The sequence below is a fragment of the Micromonospora sp. NPDC050495 genome (assembly GCF_040655175.1).
Classification (GTDB): domain Bacteria; phylum Actinomycetota; class Actinomycetes; order Mycobacteriales; family Micromonosporaceae; genus Micromonospora.
Window position 1 is genome coordinate 70,159 of the sequence record NZ_JBFAJK010000018.1, and the last position, 17,738, is coordinate 87,896.

The 17,738-nt window shown below is 75.8% G+C and carries 16 protein-coding genes; 13 read left to right on the forward strand and 3 right to left on the reverse strand.

Annotation, left to right across the window (positions count from 1 at the left end):
* The first annotated feature begins 3 nt into the window (after positions 1-3).
* Genes AB0I11_RS19125 through AB0I11_RS19140 form a run of 4 tightly spaced genes read left to right on the forward strand, consistent with a single transcriptional unit; the run spans position 4 to position 3,423 of the window.
* Entirely contained in the window at positions 4-627 is a 624-nt protein-coding gene (locus tag AB0I11_RS19125) for a bifunctional 4-hydroxy-2-oxoglutarate aldolase/2-dehydro-3-deoxy-phosphogluconate aldolase (RefSeq protein ID WP_357321758.1), read from the forward strand.
* A 52-nt stretch (positions 628-679) separates the two neighbouring features.
* Positions 680-1,633 (forward strand): sugar kinase, encoded by a 954-nt coding sequence (locus AB0I11_RS19130; protein WP_357321760.1) that lies wholly within the window; start codon positions 680-682, stop codon positions 1,631-1,633.
* Between the two features lie 25 nt (positions 1,634-1,658).
* On the forward strand, positions 1,659-2,888 hold the full coding sequence (gene manD, locus AB0I11_RS19135) for a D-mannonate dehydratase ManD (protein WP_357321763.1): 1,230 nt from the start codon (positions 1,659-1,661) through the stop codon (positions 2,886-2,888).
* Positions 2,878-3,423, forward strand: coding sequence for a gluconokinase (locus tag AB0I11_RS19140; RefSeq protein ID WP_357321766.1), 546 nt, complete (start codon positions 2,878-2,880; stop codon positions 3,421-3,423). Before manD ends, AB0I11_RS19140 begins: the two co-directional genes overlap by 11 nt.
* 7 nt (positions 3,424-3,430) lie before the next feature.
* On the opposite strand, the gene AB0I11_RS19145 is transcribed toward AB0I11_RS19140, so the two are convergent.
* Positions 3,431-3,847, reverse strand: coding sequence for a YchJ family metal-binding protein (locus AB0I11_RS19145; RefSeq protein ID WP_357321769.1), 417 nt, complete (start codon positions 3,845-3,847; stop codon positions 3,431-3,433).
* A 348-nt stretch (positions 3,848-4,195) separates the two neighbouring features.
* On the opposite strand from AB0I11_RS19145, the gene AB0I11_RS19150 reads away from it, so the two are divergent.
* The 4 genes from AB0I11_RS19150 to AB0I11_RS19165 all read left to right on the forward strand — a co-directional run bounded on the left by AB0I11_RS19150 (position 4,196) and on the right by AB0I11_RS19165 (position 8,137).
* The gene (locus AB0I11_RS19150; protein ID WP_357321772.1) at positions 4,196-4,987 is read left to right on the forward strand and encodes a hypothetical protein; all 792 of its coding nucleotides are present in this window, start codon (positions 4,196-4,198) and stop codon (positions 4,985-4,987) included.
* Positions 4,988-5,078: 91 nt separating this feature from the next.
* Positions 5,079-5,699, forward strand: coding sequence for a disulfide bond formation protein DsbA (locus tag AB0I11_RS19155; RefSeq protein ID WP_357321774.1), 621 nt, complete (start codon positions 5,079-5,081; stop codon positions 5,697-5,699).
* 3 nt (positions 5,700-5,702) lie between these two features.
* Positions 5,703-6,929: an MFS transporter gene (locus AB0I11_RS19160; protein WP_357321777.1), complete on the forward strand. Its 1,227-nt coding sequence runs from the start codon at positions 5,703-5,705 to the stop codon at positions 6,927-6,929.
* A 212-nt stretch (positions 6,930-7,141) separates the two neighbouring features.
* The gene (locus tag AB0I11_RS19165; protein ID WP_357321780.1) at positions 7,142-8,137 is read left to right on the forward strand and encodes an aminoglycoside phosphotransferase family protein; all 996 of its coding nucleotides are present in this window, start codon (positions 7,142-7,144) and stop codon (positions 8,135-8,137) included.
* Between the two features lie 41 nt (positions 8,138-8,178).
* On the opposite strand, the gene AB0I11_RS19170 is transcribed toward AB0I11_RS19165, so the two are convergent.
* Complete coding sequence (locus tag AB0I11_RS19170; RefSeq protein ID WP_357321924.1) at positions 8,179-8,826, reverse strand: class F sortase; 648 nt, start codon at positions 8,824-8,826, stop codon at positions 8,179-8,181.
* 89 nt (positions 8,827-8,915) lie between these two features.
* On the reverse strand, positions 8,916-9,407 hold the full coding sequence (locus tag AB0I11_RS19175) for a hypothetical protein (RefSeq protein WP_357321783.1): 492 nt from the start codon (positions 9,405-9,407) through the stop codon (positions 8,916-8,918).
* Positions 9,408-9,852: 445 nt separating this feature from the next.
* On the opposite strand from AB0I11_RS19175, the gene aceB reads away from it, so the two are divergent.
* Genes aceB through AB0I11_RS19200 form a run of 5 tightly spaced genes read left to right on the forward strand, consistent with a single transcriptional unit; the run spans position 9,853 to position 17,717 of the window.
* Positions 9,853-11,436 (forward strand): malate synthase A, encoded by a 1,584-nt coding sequence (gene aceB, locus AB0I11_RS19180; RefSeq protein ID WP_357321786.1) that lies wholly within the window; start codon positions 9,853-9,855, stop codon positions 11,434-11,436.
* A gap of 31 nt (positions 11,437-11,467) precedes the next feature.
* Positions 11,468-12,940 (forward strand): FAD-linked oxidase C-terminal domain-containing protein, encoded by a 1,473-nt coding sequence (locus tag AB0I11_RS19185; RefSeq protein WP_357321789.1) that lies wholly within the window; start codon positions 11,468-11,470, stop codon positions 12,938-12,940.
* A complete protein-coding gene (locus AB0I11_RS19190; protein ID WP_357321792.1) occupies positions 12,940-14,265 on the forward strand; it encodes an FAD-binding oxidoreductase in 1,326 nt (441 codons plus the stop codon). The genes AB0I11_RS19185 and AB0I11_RS19190 overlap by 1 nt, the downstream gene beginning before the upstream one ends.
* On the forward strand, positions 14,265-15,842 hold the full coding sequence (locus AB0I11_RS19195) for a heterodisulfide reductase-related iron-sulfur binding cluster (RefSeq protein ID WP_357321796.1): 1,578 nt from the start codon (positions 14,265-14,267) through the stop codon (positions 15,840-15,842). Before AB0I11_RS19190 ends, AB0I11_RS19195 begins: the two co-directional genes overlap by 1 nt.
* A gap of 3 nt (positions 15,843-15,845) precedes the next feature.
* Positions 15,846-17,717 (forward strand): L-lactate permease, encoded by a 1,872-nt coding sequence (locus AB0I11_RS19200; RefSeq protein WP_357321799.1) that lies wholly within the window; start codon positions 15,846-15,848, stop codon positions 17,715-17,717.
* Positions 17,718-17,738 lie beyond the last annotated feature (21 nt).

Below are 17,738 nucleotides of genomic sequence, written 5' to 3' on the forward strand. Positions count from 1 at the left end.
CACATGAGCGTCAATCTCGCCACCGAACTGGCCGCCGCCCGGATCCTCGCGGTCATCCGGGGCACCGACACCGCCGGCGCCATCGCCGCCGGCACCGCCCTGCTGGAGGAGGGCGTCCGGATCGTGGAGGTGGCCCTCACCACCCCGGACGCGACGCGGGCCGTCGAGGCGCTGCGCGCGGTCGCGCCGGCCGGGTCCCTGGTCGGCGCCGGCACGGTGCTCACCGTCGCCGACGTCGCCGAGGTGGCCGCCGCCGGCGCGCAGTTCGTGGTGACGCCGGCGGTGGTCGAGTCGATCGCCGAGGCGGCCCGGCTCGGGCTGCCGGTCGCCGCCGGGGCGTTCACCCCGACCGAGGCGTACACCGCGATGCGGCTGGGCGCGTCAGCGATCAAGCTGTTCCCGGCGTCGGTGGGGGGCCCGGCGTACCTGAAGGCGGTGCGCGACCCGTTCCCGGACATCCCGTTCGTCGCCGTCGGTGGCGTCGGCCTGGCCGACCTGCCCGGCTACTTCGGCGCCGGGGCGATCGCGGTCGGCGTCGGCGGCCCGCTGGTCGGCGACGCCGCCTCCGGCGGTGACCTCGACGCCCTGCGCCGGCGGGCCCGGGCCTACCTCGCGGCCGTCGCATGAGCGCCGCCGACCCCGCCGCGCCGCGCCCGCGCGCCTGCCCCGCCGCCGCGTCATGAGCGCCGTCGACCTGCTCACCTTCGGCGAAGCCCTGGTGTCGCTGCGCGCGACCGGGCCCCTCCGCACCGGTGGGGCGCTCACCCCGCACCTGGCCGGGGCGGAGGCCAACGTGGCCATCGGGGTGGCCCGGCTCGGCCACCGCGCCGCCTACGCCGGCCGGATCAGCGACGACGAACTCGGCGAGTTCCTGCTGCGCCAGTTGCGCGCCGAGGGGGTACGGGTCGGGCACGTGGTCCGCGACCCGGACCGCCCGGCCGGACTGATGTTCCTGGAACGGCGTACCGCCGACCTGACCCGGGTGATCTACCAGCGGGCCGGCTCGGCCGGCTCGGCGCTGACCGTCGAGGACCTGCGGCCCGCCCTGGCCGCCGGCGCGCGGGTGCTGCACCTGACCGGGATCACCGCGGCGCTGTCCGACAGCGCCCGGGAGGCCACCCGGTGGGCGGCCGAGACCGCCGCCCGGGCCGGAACGCTGGTCTGCCTCGACGTCAACCACCGGACGAAACTGTGGAGCCGGGAGGCGGCCCGGGCCGCGCTCGCCGCCGTCGTCGGCCACGCCTCGATCGTGGTCGCCTCCGCCGACGAACTGGACCTGGTCGGCGCGCCGGGCGCGGACGAGCAGACCGTGGTCGCCGGGCTGCTGGACCGGGGCGTGTCCACGGTGCTGGTGAAGCTCGGCGGCGACGGCGCCCGCGCGTACACCCGGGAGGGCGTGCGGCAGACGGCGGCGCTGCCCGTGACGGCGGTGGACACCGTCGGCGCGGGGGACGCCTTCACCGCCGGCTACCTCTCCGGCCAGCTCGACGGTCTCGACCTGGCCGGACGACTGCGCCGCGCGGTCACGCTCGGGGCCTTCGCCGTCGCCGGCCACGGCGACTGGGAGTCCCTGCCGCGGCGTGACGAACTGTCCCTCCTGAACGACGTGCAGCCCGGCAGCACGCTGCGCTGACATCACCCGTGAGAAAGGCATCGGCATGAAGATCGTCGCCGCGGACGTCATCGTCTCCAGCCCCGACCGGAACTTCGTCACCCTCAAAATCACCACAGACGAAGGGCTCACCGGGCTGGGCGACGGCACCCTCAACGGGCGCGAACTGGCCGTCGCGTCGTACCTGGCCGACCACGTCGTCCCGCTGCTGATCGGGCGGGACCCGCACCAGATCGAGGACGCCTGGCAGTTCCTCTACCGGTCGGCGTACTGGCGGCGGGGACCGGTCACCATGGCCGCCATCGCGGCGGTGGACGTGGCGCTCTGGGACATCAAGGCCAAGGCCGCCGGGATGCCGCTCTACCAGCTCCTCGGCGGCGCCTCCCGGACCGGCATCCTGGCCTACGGGCACGCCTCCGGGCGGGACCTGCCCGAGCTGTTCGACTCCATCCGCCACCACCTGGAGCTGGGCTTCCGGGCCATCCGGGTGCAGACCTCGGTGCCCGGCATCAACGCCGTGTACGGCGTGGCCGCCCAGGCCGGCGTCGACGGCAAGCGCTACGACTACGAGCCCGCCCAGCGCACGCCGCTGCCCGCCGAGGAGGACTGGGACACCCGCTCGTACCTGCGCCACCTGCCGGGGGTCTTCGAGGCCGTCCGCAACGAGTTCGGCCCCGAGCTGCCCCTGCTGCACGACGGCCACCACCGGATGACCCCCATCCAGGCCGCCAAGCTGGGCAAGGCGCTCGAGCCGTACGACCTGTTCTGGCTGGAGGACTGCACCCCGGCGGAGAACCAGGAGGCGTTGCGGCTGGTCCGCCAGCACACCACCACCCCGCTGGCCATCGGCGAGGTGTTCAACACCGTCTGGGACTACCAGACGCTGATCCGGGAACAGCTCATCGACTACGTGCGGTCCGCGGTCACCCACACCGGCGGCATCACCGCCATGCGGAAGCTGCTCGACTACGCCGCCCAGTACCAGATCAAGTCCGGCATCCACGGCCCGACCGACATCTCCCCGGTCGGCATGGCCGCCGCGCTCCACCTCGACCTGGCCATCCACAACTTCGGCATCCAGGAGTACATGCGGCACGGCGCGCTCACCGACGAGGTGTTCCGTCAGTCGTTCACCTTCGCCGACGGGTACCTGCACCCGGGGGAGCAGCCGGGCCTCGGCGTGGAACTCGACGAGGCGGCCGCGGCCAGGTTCCCCTACCAGCCGGCGTACCTGCCGTTCAACCGGCTCAAGGACGGCACGGTCCATGACTGGTGACCGGCCGCCCACCCGGCACGTGATCGTGATGGGCGTGTCCGGGGCGGGCAAGACGACAGTGGCGCGGGGAATCAGCGAGCTGACCGAGCTGGTGTTCGCCGAGGCGGACGAGTTCCACCCGCCGGCCAACGTGGCCCGGATGCGCGCCGGCATCCCGCTGGACGACGCGGCGCGCTGGCCCTGGCTGAGCGACCTCGCGGCGTGGATGGCCGAACGGCACGCCGAGGGGGTGTCCACCGTGCTGGCCTGCTCGGCGTTGAAGCGCGCCTACCGGGACGTGCTGCGCCAGGGGCCGCCCACGGTGGAGTTCGTGCACCTGGCCGGCACCGCGGAGCTGATCCGGGACCGGATGACCCGGCGGGTCGGGCACTACATGCCGGCCAGCCTGCTCGACTCGCAGCGGGCGACCCTGGAGGAACTGGGGTCCGACGAACCCGGCGTGGTGCTGGACGTGTCGGCGTCACCGGAGGAGCTGGTCGCCGCGGCGGTCCGCCGGCTCGGCCTGCCCCGGCGGAGGTCCGTCCGGGCCGGCTGACCCCGACTCAGTCGGGTCGGGCGTCCAGGTAGACCCAGCGGCCGTCCTCCCGGACGAAGCGGCTGTGCTCGGTGAGGCTGCCGGGCCGCCCGGCCTCCCGGTAGTGGGCCCGGAACGCGACCGTGCCGGCGGTGTCGAACAGGCCACCCCGGTCGGTCTCCAGGATCTCCAGGCCGGTCCACCGGGTGCCCGGGTCCAGCCGCAGCCGGGCCGGCCGGGTGCGCGAGTGCCAGCTGCGTAGCAGGTAGTCGGCGTCGCCCACGGCGAAGGCGCTGTACCGGGAGCGCATCAGCGCCTCGGCGGTCGCCGCCGCCGACGCGCCCCGGTGCGCGGGCGCGCAGCAGTCCGCGTACGGCAGGCCGGTGCCGCAGGGGCAGGGCTGGATCTCGTCGGCCGCGCTTCGGCGGGCACCGCGTTTCGCCACCCGACCATTCTGGCCGACGGCTCGCGGGTGCCCGCCCCGGCTACGACGTCGTCACGCCACCCGGCCGGCCCCGGGACACCCCCATTTAGCGCACAACGGCCCCTCGCGGCGGGGCGTGGCGGCTTGATCGACCCGGCATGCGGTAAAGCGGCCCTTCAACGCCGATCGACACAACGACATGCCGCAACCCGGCCGCCACGTCGTCCACGGTCGCCCGCGCGTACAACCCGAGTCGATCAAGCGAGCGCGTCCAACCGGCTCAGCAGCTCGGTGGCGAGCTGGTCCCGCTCGCGCACGGGCGTCGGATGCGCGGGGCGCCCGCCTGGACTCGCCCCGGCGGGTCAGCGGGTGCCCGTCCGGGCGGTACGCCGGTTGCCGAACGACTCCATGGTGGTGGCCTTCTTCGCCGGGGTCCGGGTCGCGGCGACGGTCCGGGACCGGGCGGTGGCCGCCGCCTTCTTCGCGGTGGGCTTGCGGGCGATGCCCTGCTTCGCCGGCGCCTTGCGGGCCGGCGCCTTCTTCGCCGTGGTCCGGCTGGCCGGCGCCTTCTTCGCCGTGACCCTGGTCGCGGGCGCCTTCTTCGCCGTGGCCCGCGTCGCGGGCGCCTTCTTCGCCGCGGTCCGGGTGGCGGCCTTCTTCGCCGCCGCCGCCTTCTTCGCCGCCGCAGTCTTCGCGGGCGCCTTCTTCGCGGCGGCCGTCGTGGCCGGCGCCTTCCGGGCGGCGGTGGCCTTCTTCGCCGGGGCCGCCTGCTTGGCGGCGGTGGCCTTCGCCGTCGGCCGCCGGGCCGGGGTGGCGGTGGTGGCCGCGGTGTCCTTCTTCCGGGCGACCCGGGCGCTGGTCGGCGTCGGCTTCCCGCCCGGGGTCCTGGCGGCGGTCGCTCCGGTCGCCCGCCGGGTGGCGGTCGCGACCTTCTTCGCCGCCGTCCTCTTCGGCATCGGGGCCTTGCGCGCCCCGGTGGCCTTGCGGGCGCTGCTCGGTCTGCTGGCCGCCTGGGCCATCGCTCCTCCTCGCGATCCGTCGCGGCCGGACCGGCGTCGGGCCGCCGTCCGGCGAGTCGGGCCGATCGGCCCGGGCGGGTCTTCCCACCGCATGGGCGGGCAAACCCGGCGGGTGCCGGGCGGCTGGGTGCGCGGAAATTGACCCAACCAATGAGGCCCGGATCGGCTCTGCTGTTGGGCCGCTTCGGGCCTTAGCGTCGTTGTCGAGAACGCTTCCCGGAGGGACCGAAACGATGACGACCACCGCCGACATGTGGTTCGACCCGCGCTGCCCGTGGGCCTGGAACGCCTCCCGCTGGCTGCTGGAGGTGGAGCGGGTCCGCGACGTCCGGGTCCGGTTCCACGTGCTGAGCCTGTCCCTGCTCAACGAGGGCCGCGACGGGCTGGAGGAGTGGTACCAGGAGTGGCTGAAGCCCGGCCTGGGTCCGGTCCGGGTGTGCGCGGCCGCGGCACAGAAGTGCGGCCCCGAGGTGCTGCGCGACCTCTACACCGCGCTGGGCACCCGGATCCACCACGAGCGGGCGCCGATCGGCCGCGAGCTCTACCTGGCGGCGCTGGCCGAGGTCGACCTGCCCGCCGAGCTGGCCGACGCGGCCGACGTCACCGACCACGACGAGGCGCTGCGGGCCGGCAACCACGCCGGGCTGGCCCCGGTCGGCGAGGACCTCGGCACCCCGGCCATCCACGTGGCCGGCCCCGACGGCCGGGTCAACGCGTTCTTCGGGCCGGTCGTGGCGCCCATCCCGCGCGGCGAGGACGCCGGCCGGCTCTGGGACGGGGTGCTGCTGGTCGCCGGCACCGATGGGTTCTTCGAGCTGAAGCGGGCGCGTACCCGCCGGCCGATCGAGGGCTGAGCGATGGCACACCTGCTGCCCGCGCCCGGACCGGCGCGCACGCTCGCCCTGGCCCAGCTGGCCAACTCGATCGGGGACGGCGCGTTCCTGGTCACCTCGGCGCTCTACTTCACCCAGGTGGTCGGCCTGTCGCCCGGTCAGGTCGGGCTCGGGCTCTCCCTCGGCTGGGCGGCCGGCCTGCTCGCCGGGATCCCGGCCGGGCACGCCGCCGACCGGTGGGACGCCCGGCTGGTCGCCGCGCTGTTGGCCGCCGGCACCGGACTGGCCGTCGCGGCCTTCCTGGCCGTCCGCCAACCCGTCGCGTTCGTGCTGGTGGCCTGCCTCTACGCCGGCTGCCAGACCGGCCTGGCCGCGGTCCGCCAGGCGCTGCTGGCCCGGCTGGTGGAACCGGAGCGGCGCACCGAGGTGCGGGCCCGGTTGCAGGCGGTGGTCAACGCCGGGCTGGGCCTGGGCGCCGCGCTCGGTGGGCTGGCGCTGGCCGCGCACGCCGCCGGGGCGTACCGCGCGGTGCTGCTGCTGGACGCGGTGGCCTTCGGTGTCGCGGCGCTGCTGCTGCGGCGGTTGCCGGCCCGGCGCCGGCCGGTCGCCCGGCCGGAGGCGGCGGGCGCCCGGCGCGCGGTCTTCCAGGACCGGCGGTACGCGCTGCTCACCGCGCTGAACGCGGTGATGATGCTCTACCTGCCGCTGCTCAGCCTGGTGCTGCCGCTGTGGGTGGTCCAGCGCACCGCGGCGCCGTCCTGGCTGGCGGCGGCGCTGCTGGTGGTCAACACGGCGGCGGTGATGCTGGCTCAGGTGCGGGTGGCCCGGCGGGTGGTCGACCCGGCCGGCGCGGCCCGGTCGCTGCGCCGCGCCGGGGCCTGGATGGTCGTCGCGTGCGGGCTCTTCGCGCTGGCCGGCGTCGCCGGCACGCCCGCGCTGGCCGCGGGGATCCTGCTGCTCGGCGCCGGAGCCCAGGTGTACGCGGAGATGGCACACGGCGCCGGCGCGTGGCAGCTCAGCTTCGATCTCGCCCCGGCCGACCAGCACGGCCTGTACCAGGGCTTCTTCGGCAGCGGGGTGCCGGTCGCCCGGATGCTCGGCCCGGTGCTGCTGACCTGGCTGATCGTCGGTGGCGGAGCGCCGGGCTGGCTGGCCTTCGCCGGGCTCTACGCCGCCGCCGCGTTCGGCATCGGCCTCGTGGCGCGGCACGCCGGCCGGCCCGCCCCCCGGGCCCTGGTCGCCTGCGGCTGAGCCGGCGCGCTCCGCGCGGTGTGCGCCCGGCCGATTGCGACCGGGGCGCGCACCGCGCGGCCGGCATGGCCGGTGCGCGTGGCGTGGTGAGCGTGGCGTGGTGAGCGCGGCCCGCGGCGGCGGGGGACAGCGGGCGGCGGGTCCGATCAGTACCCTCGGCGGACGATGGACCAGAGCATGGTGATCCTCGCGCGCCGCCGGGGGCGGCCCGGATGAGCCCGACCCAACGCGCCCTCGACCCCGACCAGGTCCGCCGCTTCGTCGCCGCCTCGCTCGGCCCCGCGCCCACGGTCACCGAGTGCGGGCCGCTGGCCGGTGGTGGCTTCGCCGCCGTCTGGTGGGTGCACCTGGACGACGGCCGGCACGTCGTGCTCAAGGTCGGCCCGTTCCCGCATGTGCCGCTGCTGCGCTACGAGCTCGACATGATCGGCGCCGAGGCCCGCTACCTGCGCCTGGTCGCGGCGCGGGCGCCCGCCGTGCCGGTCCCGCCGCTGCTGCACCACGGCAGCGACCCGGAGCTGGGCGACTGGCTGCTCACCGGCCTGCTGCCCGGCCGCACCCTGTGGGACCTGACCCAGGACGGCGTCGACACCGACGAGGTCCGCGCCGAGCTGGGTGTGGCGCTCGCCGCGCTGCACCGGGTCACCGGCGAGTACTACGGCTACGACGGCGACCGGGCCAGCGGCGACACCTGGCGGGCCGCGTACACCGCCATGGTGGGCGACCTGCTCGCCGACGCGGCCGACTGGCGGGTGCCGCTGCCGCTGCCGGCGGAGCGGATCGCGGAGCTGGTGGGCCGGCAGGCCGCTGTCCTCGACGCCGTGCGCCGCCCGGCGCTGCTGCACTTCGACGGCTGGGCCGGCAACATCCTCGCCACCGCCGGGCCGGACGGCCGGCTCCGGTTCACCGGCCTGGTCGACGGCGAGCGCTACCTGTGGGGCGACCCGCTGATGGACCTGATCTCGCCGCTGCTCTACCGGCGGGTCGAGGACGAGCCGGACGACCCGCTGGTACGCGCCTACCGGGCGGCCGCGCCGTTCCCGTGGGACGTCGGGGTGCGCCGGCGGCTGGGCCTGTACCGGCTCTACCTGTACCTGCTGATGACCGTGGAGCAGCCCAGCCGGGGCATCACCGCCAGCGACGAACCCGCCCGCGCGGCCCGGCTCGCCGAGCTGCTCGGCCGGGAGCTGTCCGACCTGGACACCTGACCCGGGGCCGGGCCGGCCCGGCGGGACCGGCGCCGGCCGCCTCAGCCGGTGGCGGTGGCGAAGACCACGATGTTGTCGGGGTAGTTGCCGGTGTGCGGGTCGAACCGGCCGCCGCAGGTGATCAGGCGCAGCCGGGCCTCCCGGCCTGCGCCGTACACCCGCTCGGTGGGGAAGCGTTCCTTCGGGTACGCCCCGACACCGTCCACGGTGAACCTGGCGACCCGCCCGTCGGCCCGGCCGACCAGCACGGTGTCGCCGGGGCGCAGCCGGCCCAGCTCGAAGAAGACCGCCGGCCCGTTCTGCGAGTCGACGTGTCCGACCAGCACGGCGTTGCCCGCCTCGCCCGGCGTGGGGCCCCGGCGGTACCAGCCGGCGATCTCCGGGTGGTCCAGCGGCGGCACCTGCAGGGCGCCGTCGTCGTCGGTGGCCACCGGGACGATCTCCGCGTCGACGCCGATGCGGGGGATGCTGACCCGGACCGGCTCGGAGCGCGGCAGCACCGGACCGGGCGTGCCGGAGCGTTCCGCGGTGGGGGCGACCGACGCCCCCGGCTGCGGTGGCCGGGTCCCGGTGCTGCCGAGGCCGGCGGCGACCAGGCCGGCCCCGGTCGCGCCGGCCAGGGTGACCGCGGCGACGAGGGCGACCGTGCGGGCGCCGGGCCGGCTCGCGGGGCGGTGCGGCGACGACAGCTTCCCACCTCCGTCCGAACAGGGCGCGGTGTGCCCGCACCGGTCCGCACCGGCGCGGGCACCCGCCCAGGGATGGTCGTGCCGGCCCGTCAGGCCGGGCTGGTGGCGCGGCGCCGGCGGCGGACCAGCACGTACGTCCCGCCGGCGATGGCCGCGACGGCGAGCGCGCCGCCGGCGGCGAGCACCGTGGTGTCCCCGTCCCCGTCCGCGCCGCCCCCGCCGGCCTGGGCCCCGCCGATCGGGGTGACCGCGAAGGTGGCCGTGCCGCCGTTGCTGCCGTCGCCGCAGGTGGTGGTGACCGTGTAGGTGCCGAGGGTGAACCCGGCGGTGAAGAGTTCGGCGCTCAGGCCGCCTCCCGCGGCGGCCGTGGTGGACCGGACGTTCTGGTCCCGGTCGGGTCCGGTGACGCGGAAGAGCGCGTCGCCCGCGTTCGGGTTGCAGGTCGTGGTGAGTACGACGGTCCCGCCGACCGGCGTGGTGGCCGGCGAGACGGTGGTGTCCGCGAGCGCGGCGGCCGGAAGCAGCAGGGCGCCGAGGCCCACGCCGATCGCCGCCGAAGCGAGAACTGTCTGTGCCTTCATCCGCGTCTTCCCTCACTTTTCGTCCGCTGACTGCGTGGGACGCCGTTCGGGTGGCCAACTCCGTGACTAGCACCGGTGTGGCCAACACTAGGAGGGTTGCGGCGGTCACTCGGCGTAATTGAGAAATCTTCGTTGCCGTCCCGTGTTCCCGGTGCGGGCCCGCCGGTGCCGACATGCCCGGCCAGGCCGCCGCAACCCGGACGGCGGACCGGCCGGCAATCGCCCGCCCCGCGCCGGCTGGCGGGTACGTCCGGTTCGCCCCGCGACGCGCCGGCCGTGCCGGATCCGGCCGTTCGGCGTCCGGCACGGACCGCTCGCCGCACCGGGGCGACCACTCCCGGCGGCTGACCGGCCGCTCAACTCGCGGCGGTGAGCAGGGAGAACTACAGTCGGCAGGAACACCACCGGATAGATCGCCAGACATATCGCGGTGAGGAGCGAGCCGATGACCAACCCCACCGGAGTCGAGGTCACCGGGGCCGCCCACCCCCGGTACGACGAGATCCTCACCCCCGAGGCGCTGGCCTTCCTCGCCGCGTTGCACCGCGCCTTCGACCCCCGCCGGCGGGAGCTGCTGCGGCGCCGCCGGCACCGGGACGCCGAACTGGCCGCGGGTGCCACCCTGGACTTCCTGCCCGAGACCCGCGCGATCCGCGAGTCGGACTGGCGGGTCGCCGACCCGGCACCCGGGCTCGTCGACCGGCGGGTGGAGATCACCGGGCCCACCGACGCCAAGATGACCATCAACGCCCTCAACTCGGGCGCCCGGGTCTGGCTCGCCGACCTGGAGGACGCCAACACCCCGCGCTGGGAGAACGTCGTCTCCGGCCAGCTCAACCTGCGCGACGCGATCGACGGCAAGCTGGAGTTCACCTCGCCGGAGGGCAAGCGGTACGCCCTGCACGACGGCGAACTGGCCACCATCGTGGTCCGGCCGCGCGGCTGGCACCTCGACGAGAAGCACCTCCTCGTCGACGGCGAACGCACCTCCGGCAGCCTGGTCGACTTCGGCCTCTACCTCTTCCACTGCGCCCGCCGGCAGCTCGACCGGGGCGCCGGCCCGTACTTCTACCTGCCCAAACTGGAGAGCCACCTCGAGGCGCGACTGTGGAACGAGGTGTTCCTGTTCGCCCAGGACCAGCTCGGCATCCCGCGCGGCACGATCCGGGCCACCGTGCTCATCGAGACCTTTCCGGCCGCGTTCGAGATGGACGAGATCCTCCACGAGCTGCGCGAGCACTCCGCCGGGCTGAACGCCGGCCGGTGGGACTACATGTTCAGCGTGATCAAGAAGTTCCGTACCCGGGGGCAGGACTTCCTGCTGCCCGACCGCAACGCGGTCACCATGACCGTGCCGTTCATGCGGGCGTACACCGAGCTGCTGGTGCGTACCTGCCACCGGCGGGGCGCGCACGCCATCGGCGGGATGGCCGCGTTCATCCCGAGCCGGCGTGATCCGCAGGTCAACGAGACCGCGCTGGCCAAGGTGCGCGAGGACAAGACCCGCGAGGCCGGCGACGGCTTCGACGGCTCCTGGGTGGCCCACCCCGACCTGGTCCCGGTCTGCCGGGAGGTCTTCGACCAGGTCCTCGGCGACCGGCCCCACCAGCTGCACCGCACCCGCGACGAGGTCCGGGTGACCGCCGCCGAGCTGCTGAACGTGCGGGCCACCCCCGGCGGCCACACCGAGGCCGGGCTGCGCAACGCGGTCAGCGTCGGCGTGCAGTACCTGGCCGCCTGGCTGCGCGGCACCGGCGCGGTGGCCATCTTCAACCTGATGGAGGACGCCGCCACCGCCGAGATCTCCCGCAGCCAGGTCTGGCAGTGGCTGCACAACGAGGTCACCCTCGACGACACCGGCGAGCGGGTCACCCGCGACCTGGTCGAACGGATCGCCGACGAGGAGATCGCCGGGCTGCCCGGCGATCCGGGCGACTACGCCGAGGCCCGGGCCCTGTTCATGGCCGTCGCCGTCGCCGACGACTTCGTCGACTTCCTCACCGTGCCGGCGTACGAACGGATGCCCTGACCGACGACCGACCGCGACGCGGAGGTGGGCGATGAGCACGACCCCGACGGACCTCGACGCTCTCGCCGCCACCCTGCGCGCCGCCATCGGCGCCGAGCGGGTGATCAGCGACCGGCAGCAGCTGCGCACCTACGAGTGCGACGGGCTGGCCCGGTACCGGGTGGTGCCGGGGCTGGTCGCCCTGCCCGCCGACGCCGCGCAGTGCGCCGCCGTGGTCCGCGCCTGCGCGGCCGCCGGCACGCCGTTCGTCGCCCGCGGCGCCGGCACCGGGCTCTCCGGTGGGGCGCTGCCGCACGCCCACGGCGTGCTCGTGGTGACCTCCACGATGCGCGACATCGTCGAGGTCGCCCCCGACGACGAGCGGGCCGTGGTGCAGCCCGGCGTGATCAACCTGGCGGTCAGCCGGGCCGCGGCCCCGCACGGCTACTACTACGCCCCCGACCCGTCCAGCCAGCAGATCTGCTCGATCGGCGGCAACGTGGCGGAGAACTCCGGCGGCGCGCACTGCCTGAAGTACGGCTTCACCACCCACCACGTCACCGGGCTGGAGGTGGTCACCCCGGACGGGGAACGGGTGCGCCTCGGCGGCCGCGCCCCGGACACCCCCGGCTACGACCTGCTCGGCGCGTTCGTCGGCTCGGAGGGCACCCTGGGCATCGCCACCGAGGTCACCGTCCGGCTGACCCGGCTGCCCGAGTCGGTGCGGACCCTGCTGGCCGCGTTCGGCTCCACCGACCAGGCGGGCGCGGCCACCTCGGCGGTGATCGCGGCCGGCGTGGTGCCGGCGGCGGTGGAGATGATGGACGCGCTGGCCATCTCCGCCGCCGAGGCGGCCGTGCACTGTGGCTACCCGGCCGGTGCCGGGGCGGTGCTCATCGTCGAGCTGGACGGCCCGGCGCCGGAGGTCGACGCCCAGTTCGCCCAGGTGGAGGCGCTCTGCCGGGAGAACGGGGCGTTCGAGATCCGGATCGCCGCCGACGACGCCGAGCGGGCGCTGTTCTGGCGGGGACGCAAGTCCGCGTTCGCCGCCGTCGGGCGGATCAGCCCCGACTACATCGTCCAGGACGGGGTGATCCCGCGGACCGCCCTGCCGGAGGTGCTGCGGCGCATCGACGCGCTCTCCGCCGAACACGGCATCCGGGTGGCCAACGTCTTCCACGCCGGCGACGGCAACCTGCACCCGCTGGTCCTCTTCGACGCCGCCGTCGACGGGCAGGCCGAACGCGCCGAGGAGGTCTCCGGGGCGATCCTCGACCTCTGCGTCACCCACGGCGGCTCGATCACCGGCGAGCACGGCGTCGGCGTGGACAAGGCGAAGTACCTGCCGCGCATGTTCACCGACGACGACCTGGACACCATGCACCTGCTGCGCTGCGCGTTCGACCCGGACGGGCTGGCCAACCCGGGCAAGGTCTTCCCGACTCCGCGGCTCTGCGGGGAGGTCCCGGGCCGGCGCAGCGGCGTGCACCCGGCGCAGGCGGCCGGCCTCGCGGAGGTGTTCTGATGCCCGCCGACCGGATCCTCGACCGGCTCCGGGCGGCGGCCCGGGCCGCCGCCGCGGACCCGCCCCACCCGGTCCGGGTCCCGGGGCGGGCCGCCGCCGATCCCGGGCCGGACGGGGACGAGCCGGTCCGCCCCGCCGGCGCGCCCGACACGATCGCCGGGGTGCCGGCCCGCTACCTGGCCACCCCGCGCGACACCGCCCAGGCCGCCGCCGTGCTGCGGGCCGCGGCCGGGCTGGAGCTGGCGGTGACCGTGCGCGGCGGCGGCACCAAGCAGGACTGGGGCAACCCGCCCCGCCGCCTGGACCTGATCCTCGACACCACCGCCCTGGCCGGGGTGGTCGAGCACGCCGCCGGCGACCTGATCACCGTGGTCCGTGCCGGCACCGCGCTGGACCTGCTGGCCAGCACCCTGGCCGGCGCCGGCCAGCAGCTCGCCGTGGACCCGCCGGTCGCCGGCGGCACCGTCGGCGGGGCCGTCGCCACCAACACCGCGGGCCCCCGCCGCCTGCTCTACGGCACCCCCCGCGACCTGCTCATCGGGGTAACCCTGGTCCGTGCCGACGGGGTGGTCGCCCGGGCCGGCGGCAAGGTGGTCAAGAACGTCGCCGGCTACGACCTCGGCAAGCTCGTCGCCGGGGCGTACGGGACGCTGGGGCTGATCACCGAGTGCGCCTTCCGGCTGCACCCGCTGCCGGCGGCCGCCGCGTACGTGTCCCGGACGGTCGACGACCCCGCCGCGGCCGGCCGGCTCGCCGCGGCCGTACGTGCCGGCCAGCTCGTGCCGGCCGGGCTGGAGGTGGACGCCCCGCACGACGGCCCGGCCACGGTCACCGTGCTGATCGAGGGCACCCGGGCCGGGGTGGCCGCCCGGGCCGCGGCCGCCCGGCGGCTGCTCGGCGCCGGCGCGACGAGCACCGACCGGCCGCCCGGGGGGTGGGGGAGTCTGCCGTGGACGGCCGGCGGCACCGGGCTGAAGCTGACCGCCGCGCTCTCCGGCGTACCCCGGTTGCTCGCCGACGCCCGCGCGGCGGCCGAGCGGCACGGGCTGCCCCTGGCCCTGCGCGGCTCGGCCGGCGTCGGCGTCCTCTACGCGGGGCTGCCCGGCACGGCCGACCCGGACCGGGTAGCCGCCCTGGTGGACACGGTGCGGACGGCCACCGCCGCGGTGGCCGGGCACACCGTCGTGGTCACCGCGCCTCCGGCCGTGCGGGCGCGGGTCGACCTGTGGGGGCCGGTCGACGGCCTGGCGTTGATGCGCCGGATCAAGCAGCGCTTCGACCCGGACGCCCGGCTGGCGCCCGGCCGGTTCGTGGGAGGCATCTGATGGGCATCCCGCACCAGCCCGGCCGCGACCCGAGCACCGCGTCCGCCGCCGGCCGCCCGGCCGGCGACCCGGTCACCGCACCGGCCGGCGACCCGGTCGACGCGCCCGCCGGCAGCCGCCCGGTCGACGCGCCCGCCGGCAGCCGCCCGGTCGACGCGCCCGCCGGCAGCCGCCCGGTCGACGCGCTCGCCGCGGCCGCCCGCGAACCCGCCTTCGACGCCCACCACCCGCCCGCCGCCGAGCTGATCGCCGACTGCGTGCACTGCGGCTTCTGCCTGCCCACCTGCCCCACCTACGTGCTGTGGGGCGAGGAGATGGACTCGCCCCGGGGGCGGATCCACCTGATGAAGGTCGGCCTGGAGGGCGAGCCGCTGACCGACTCGATGGCCACCCACTTCGACCGCTGCCTCGGCTGCATGTCCTGCGTCACCGCCTGCCCGTCCGGGGTGCGCTACGACCGGCTGATCGCCGACACCCGGCAACAGGTGCACCGCCGGCACCGCCGCGGCCCGCGGGAACGGGCGCTGCACTCGGCCGTCTTCGCGCTCTTCCCGTACCCGAGGCGGCTGCGGCTGCTGCGCGGGCCGCTGCGCGCGTACCGGGCCAGCGGGCTGCGCCGGCTGCTGGCGCGGACCGGGCTGCTGGAGCGGCTCGCACCCACCCTCGCGGCGCTGGACCGGCTCACCCCGCCGCTGCGCCGGCGCCCCCGGCTGCCCGCCCGGCTGCCCGCCGCCGGCCCCCGGCGGGCGGTGGTCGGCATGCTCACCGGCTGCGTCCAGGACGCGTTCTTCCCCGAGGTCAACGCCGCCACCGCCCGGGTGCTCGCCGCCGAGGGCTGCGACGTGGTGATCGGGCCGGGGCGGCAGGGCTGCTGCGGGGCGCTGAGCGTGCACAACGGACGCGAGGAGGAGGCCCGCCGGTTCGCCCGCCGGCTGCTCGACACGTTCGCCACCGCCGGGCTGGACTTCTTCGTGGTCAACGCGGCCGGCTGCGGCTCCACCCTCAAGGAGTACGGCGAGCTGCTCCGGGACGACCCGCGCTACGCCGCGCTCGCCGCCGACTTCGCCGCCAAGGTCCGCGACCTGTCCGAGCTCCTCGACGAGCTGGGCCCGGTCGCCACCCGGCATCCGCTGCCGGTGACCGTCGCGTACCACGACGCCTGCCATCTGGCCCACGCCCAGGGCGTCCGGGAACAGCCGCGCCGGCTGCTGCGCGGCATCCCCGGGCTGGAGCTGCGGGAGATCGCCGACCCGGAGCTGTGCTGCGGCTCGGCGGGCGTGTGGAACGTGCTCAACCCCGGGCCGGCCGCCGAACTCGGCGACCGCAAGGCCCGCACCGTGCTGGCCACCGGGGCGCGGCTGCTCGTCACGGCCAACCCCGGTTGCCTGATGCAGGTCGCCGCCTCGGTGGCCCGCGCCGGCGGCGAGCTCGCGCTGGCACACACCGCACAGGTCCTCGACGCGTCCCTCCAGCACCGGGACGTCGAGGAGTTGCTCGGCGCAGGGTCCGCTCGCCCCGACCCGGGCCGGGCGGGCCCCGCGCACACCTCACCACCCGATCCAGAAGCGTCGAGGTGACCCATGTTCGACCAGTTCACCGTCGTCACCGACCCGGTCGGTGACTCCGTAGCGCTCTCGGCCATCTTCGCGGTCCTGCCCCTGCTCACCCTCTTCGTCCTGCTCGGCGTGCTCAAGGTGCGGGCCTGGCTGGCCGGGCTGATCTCCCTCGCCGTCGCGCTGGTCGTGGCGGTCGTCGTGTACGCCATGCCGGCCGGGCAGGCGCTGCTCTCGGCGACCGAGGGCGCCGCGTTCGGCTTCTTCCCGATCCTCTGGATCGTCATCAACGCGATCTGGGTCTACAACCTGACCGTCGAGAGCGGACACTTCGACGTGCTGCGCCGCTCCTTCGAGCGGGTCAGCCCGGACATGCGGATCCAGGCCATCATCATCGCGTTCTGCTTCGGCGCGCTGCTGGAGGCCCTCGCCGGTTTCGGCACCCCGGTGGCGATCACCGTGGTGATGCTGATGGCGCTCGGCTTCCGCCCGATCCACGCGGCCTCGGTGTCGCTGCTGGCCAACACCGCGCCGGTGGCGTTCGGCGCGCTCGCCACCCCGATCGTCACCCTGGCCAGCGTCAGCGGCGGCGCCAACCCGGACCCGCGGCTCACCGTGGACACCCTCGGCGCGATGGTCGGCCGGCAGACCCCGGTCCTCGCCGTGGTCGTGCCGCTGATGCTGGTCGCCCTGGTCGACGGGCGGCGCGGCATCCGGCAGACCTGGCCGGCCGCGCTGGTCGCGGGCGTGTCGTTCGGCCTCGCGCAGTTCGTCGCCGCGAACTACATCTCGGTGCCGCTGACCGACATCGTGGCGGCGCTGGTGTCGGCCGCCGCGGTGGTGCTGCTGGTCCGGGTCTGGCGTCCGCAGACCCCGGCCGACCTGGGCCGCGAGGCGGCCGTGGTGCCGGCGGCCCGGGAGCCCGCCGAGGCCGGGCTGGCCGGTCCGGGCGCCGTCCGCGCCGCCGCCGGCCCGTCCCGGGGTACGGCCGCCAGCACTGCGGCGCCGGGCCTGGACGGCACCGGTGGCGAGACTCCACCGGGTGAGCCGCGGGTCGACGTGGACCCGTCCAGTGGCCGGCACCGGGCCGGCGACGGGTTGGCGCCGCGCCCGGCCGACCAGGTCCCGGCCGCCGGCCCGCGCCTCGCCGACACCCCGGCCGAGGTGGCCCGCGCGTACGCCCCCTACCTGATCATCATCGCGATCTTCTCGATCGCGAACCTGGGTCCGGTCAAGGACGCCCTGGCCGAGGAGCCGTGGACGGTCAAGTTCGGCTGGCCGGGCCTGGACGTCCTGGCCGGCAACGGCAAGCCGCTCTCCTCGACCACCTTCGCGCTGAACTGGCTGCCCGCGGCCGGCACGCTGATGATCCTCGCCGGCGTCCTCACCGCGCTGGTGCTGCGGGTCTCCGCCGGCCGGGCCCTGCGGGCGTACGGGCGCACCTACGCCGAACTGCGCTACGCGATCGTCACGGTGATGGCGGTGCTGGCCCTGGCGTACGTGATGAACCAGTCCGGGCAGACGAACACGCTCGGCGCGTTCCTCGCCGCGGCCGGCGGGGCGTTCGTGTTCCTCTCCGCGATCCTCGGCTGGATCGGGGTGGCGGTGACCGGTTCGGACACCTCCTCCAACGCGCTCTTCGGTGCGTTGCAGGTGCAGACCGCGGCCCGGGCCGGGCTGGACCCGCTGCTGCTGGCCGCGGCCAACTCCTCCGGCGGGGTGCTCGGCAAGATGATCAGCCCGCAGAACCTGGCGATCGCCGCCGGCGCGGTCGGCATGGCCGGCCGGGAGGGGGAGATCTTCCGGAAGGTCTTCGGCTGGAGCCTGGTGCTGCTGCTGATCATGTGCGTGCTGGTGGCGTTGCAGGGCTCGCCGGTGCTGAGCTGGATGGTGCCCTGACCCGGCGCCCCGCCGCGCGGG